The sequence below is a fragment of the Natronospirillum sp. genome, from assembly GCF_022565775.1.
In the GTDB taxonomy this organism is placed as follows: Bacteria; Pseudomonadota; Gammaproteobacteria; order Pseudomonadales; family Natronospirillaceae; genus Natronospirillum.
Genome location: NZ_JAIUMC010000165.1, coordinates 1 through 3,391, shown reverse-complemented (window position 1 = coordinate 3,391; position 3,391 = coordinate 1). Strand labels below are relative to the sequence as shown.

The window sequence follows — 3,391 nt, the reverse complement described above, 5'->3', positions numbered from 1 at the left end:
ACCTCAAAAACACCGCCAAAGGCGGTTTTTTCGTTGCAGATCAATCAGCTGTACAAGGCTTGATCAGGCTAGATGCTGCGCGGCCAGATAATCGTGCGACTGCATTTCGAGCAGTCGGCTTTCGGTGCGCTCGAACTCGAAGCGGCGCTGGCCTTTGACATAAAGTTCAGTGATGGGGGCTGCTGCGGAGACCAGCAGTTTGACCCGGCGGTCGTAGAATTCGTCCACAAGGTTGATGAAGCGGCGGGCGAGGTCGTCGTCATTGGCGCCGAAGCGTGGTACGTCGCTGATCACCACGGCGTGGTAGGTGCGGGCAATCTCGATATAGTCATTGGCGCTGCGCGGGCCGCCACAGATGTCCTGAAAGCGGAACCAGATGACATCCTCGCACTCGCGCTGGAAAGGAATATGGCGCCCGAGAATCTCGATTTCACCCTGCACTTCGCATTCTTCCAGGTCCGGTGCCAGACTGTCGAATTCCTGCAACAGCTTTTCATCAGCCTCTTTGCCGGCTGGTGTGTGGAACAGCGCGGCCTGCTCCAGCGAGCGCAGCCGGTAGTCGACGCCATGGTCGAGATTGATGACCTGGGTATGAGTATTCAGCAGGCGGATAGCAGGCAGAAAGCGGTCGCGCTGCAGACCGTTTTCATACAGGCCGTCGGGCACAATGTTGGAGGTGGTGACCAGCACCACACCTTCGCGAAACAGCCCTTCCATCATATTGCCCAGTATCATGGCGTCGCCGATATCGGTGACAAAGAATTCGTCCAGACAGAGGATGCGATAGCGTTGCGCCATCTCGCGGGCAATCCGGTCAAGCGGGTTCTTTTCACCTTTCAGTTCGGTCAGGCGCTTGTGCACGGCCTGCATGAAGCGGTGAAAGTGAGCGCGGTGCTTGGCTTCTATCGGCAGACAGTCATAGAAGGTGTCCATGATGAAGGTCTTGCCGCGCCCGACTCCGCCCCAGAAGTAGATGCCCTGAGGCGGTTCCGGTCGTTTGCCGAACCAGCCCTTGAGCAAGCCTTTGGCTGACTGCAGGGCTTCATCATAGGCCAGTATTTCATGATAGAGCTGGTCCAGTCGCCTGACCGCCGATTCCTGCTCGGGGTCATGGTGATAGGTGCCGGCTTCTACCCCGGCCTGATAACGCGACAATGGCGTTCTGGACATGATGTACCTCTGTTGAACCAGCGGACCGTCAGCGTTGGACGGCGGCATAAGAGCAGTGCGAATTGTAGTGCCCTGCCCTCCGGATGCCAATCGGGCAATGAGTTCCATATCAATATAAGAATAAGTTCTAATTCCCGGTGTTTTTATAAACATTGTCTCGCTGATATACTGCGCTTCTTTCGCGTATTGGACTCCACAGGTTTGCGTTATCTATGTCGAGCTATCACCTGACCCATCTGAAACAACTGGAAGCCGAAAGCATCCACATCATTCGTGAAGTGGCTGCCGAGTTCGAGAATCCGGTCATGCTGTACTCCATCGGCAAGGACAGCTCCGTCATGCTGCACCTGGCGATGAAGGCCTTCTATCCCGGCAAGCCGCCGTTTCCGTTGCTGCACGTCGATACCGACTGGAAGTTTCGCGAGATGATCAAGTTCCGGGACGAGACGGCCGAGCGACTCGGGCTGGAGCTTATCGTGCACAAGAATCAGGAAGGTCTCGACATGGGTGTCGGCCCCTTCACGCATGGCAGTGCCAAGCACACCGACATCATGAAAACGCAGGCACTCAAGCAGGCACTGGACAAGTACGGATTCGATGCCGCCTTTGGCGGCGCCCGTCGCGATGAGGAAAAGTCGCGCGCCAAAGAGCGCGTATACTCCTTCCGTGATGCCCAGCATCGCTGGGACCCGAAGAACCAGCGCCCGGAACTGTGGAACACCTACAACGCCCGCGTGAACAAGGGCGAGAGCATTCGTGTATTCCCGCTGTCCAACTGGACCGAGCTGGACATCTGGCAGTACATCTATCTGGAAGAGATCCCCATTGTTCCGCTCTACTACTCTGCAAAGCGCCCGGTGGTGCAACGCGATGGCACCTGGATCATGGTGGATGACGATCGCATGCCGATCGGCCCGGAAGACACCATCGAGCAAAGGTCCGTGCGTTTTCGGACTCTGGGCTGTTACCCCCTGACCGGCGCCGTGGAGTCAGAGGCCGCCACTCTGCCTGACATCATTCAGGAAATGCTGCTGACCACCACCTCGGAGCGCCAGGGCCGGGTTATCGACCATGACAGTGCCGGCTCCATGGAAAAGAAGAAACAGGAAGGCTATTTCTAAGGGGACACCAGTAACATGTCACACCAATCCGAATTGATCGCCTCAGATATCGAAGCCTATCTGAAGCAGCACGAGAACAAGGAACTGCTGCGCTTTCTGACCTGCGGCAGTGTAGATGACGGCAAGAGCACCCTGATCGGGCGGCTGCTGCACGACTCCAAGATGATATATGAAGATCAGCTGGCTGCCATCGAGAGCGACAGCGGTCGCCATGGCACCACCGGCGAGAAGATCGATATGGCGCTGCTGGTCGACGGTCTGCAGGCGGAGCGCGAACAGGGCATCACCATCGATGTCGCCTACCGCTATTTTTCGACGGCCAAACGCAAGTTCATCATTGCCGACACCCCGGGGCATGAGCAGTACACCCGCAACATGGCCACCGGCGCCTCCAACTGTGAACTGGCGATCATACTGATTGATGCCCGCAACGGTGTGCAGACCCAGACCCGGCGCCACAGTTTTATTGCCTCCCTGCTGGGTATCCGCAATGTGGTGGTGGCGGTGAACAAGATGGACCTGGTGGATTACAGCGAAAAGGTCTATCAGGACATTCGCGAAGACTACCTGGCCTTCAGCGATCAGCTTGATTTCGGCCATATCCACTTTGTGCCCATGTCGGCGCTGGAAGGCGACAATGTCGTGAACCGCAGCGCCAATACGCCCTGGTACGACGGCCAGACACTGATGGAACTGCTGGAAAGCATTCCGATCACCGAAGACAGGGATCTCGAACACTTCCGTTTTCCGGTGCAGTATGTGAACCGCCCCAACCTCAACTTCCGGGGTTTTGCCGGCACCATTGCCTCGGGCATTGTGCGCCCGGGGGACCCGGTGATGGCGCTGCCTTCCGGCAAGCAGTCCCGCGTCAAGTCGGTCGTCACCTATGATGGCGAACTGGACGAGGCGTTCGTGGCCCAGGCCGTCACCCTGACGCTGGAAGACGAAATCGACATCAGCCGCGGTGACATGCTGGTCAACCCGATTGACCTGCCGCAGCGGGGGCGCAAGTTTGTCGCCAAGCTGGTGTGGATGAACGAAGCCGTGATGACACCGGGCAAGCAATATGACTTCAAGGTGGGCGTCAGCACCAGTGCCGG

The 3,391-nt window shown here is 57.6% G+C and carries 3 protein-coding genes; 2 read left to right on the top strand and 1 reads right to left on the bottom strand.

Annotated features, from left to right (window positions below):
- Positions 1 to 63 precede the first annotated feature (63 nt).
- A complete protein-coding gene (gene zapE / locus LAT62_RS16245) occupies positions 64 to 1,170 on the bottom strand; it encodes a cell division protein ZapE (RefSeq protein ID WP_293386273.1) in 1,107 nt (368 codons plus the stop codon).
- 212 nt (positions 1,171 to 1,382) lie between these two features.
- On the opposite strand from zapE, the gene cysD reads away from it, so the two are divergent.
- Both cysD and cysN read left to right on the top strand, forming a co-directional pair.
- Entirely contained in the window at positions 1,383 to 2,291 is a 909-nt protein-coding gene (gene cysD, locus LAT62_RS16240; RefSeq protein ID WP_293386271.1) for a sulfate adenylyltransferase subunit CysD, read from the top strand.
- A gap of 15 nt (positions 2,292 to 2,306) precedes the next feature.
- Positions 2,307 to 3,391: sulfate adenylyltransferase subunit CysN (cysN, locus tag LAT62_RS16235; protein ID WP_293386269.1), on the top strand; the 1,085-nt coding region annotated here is incomplete at its 3' end.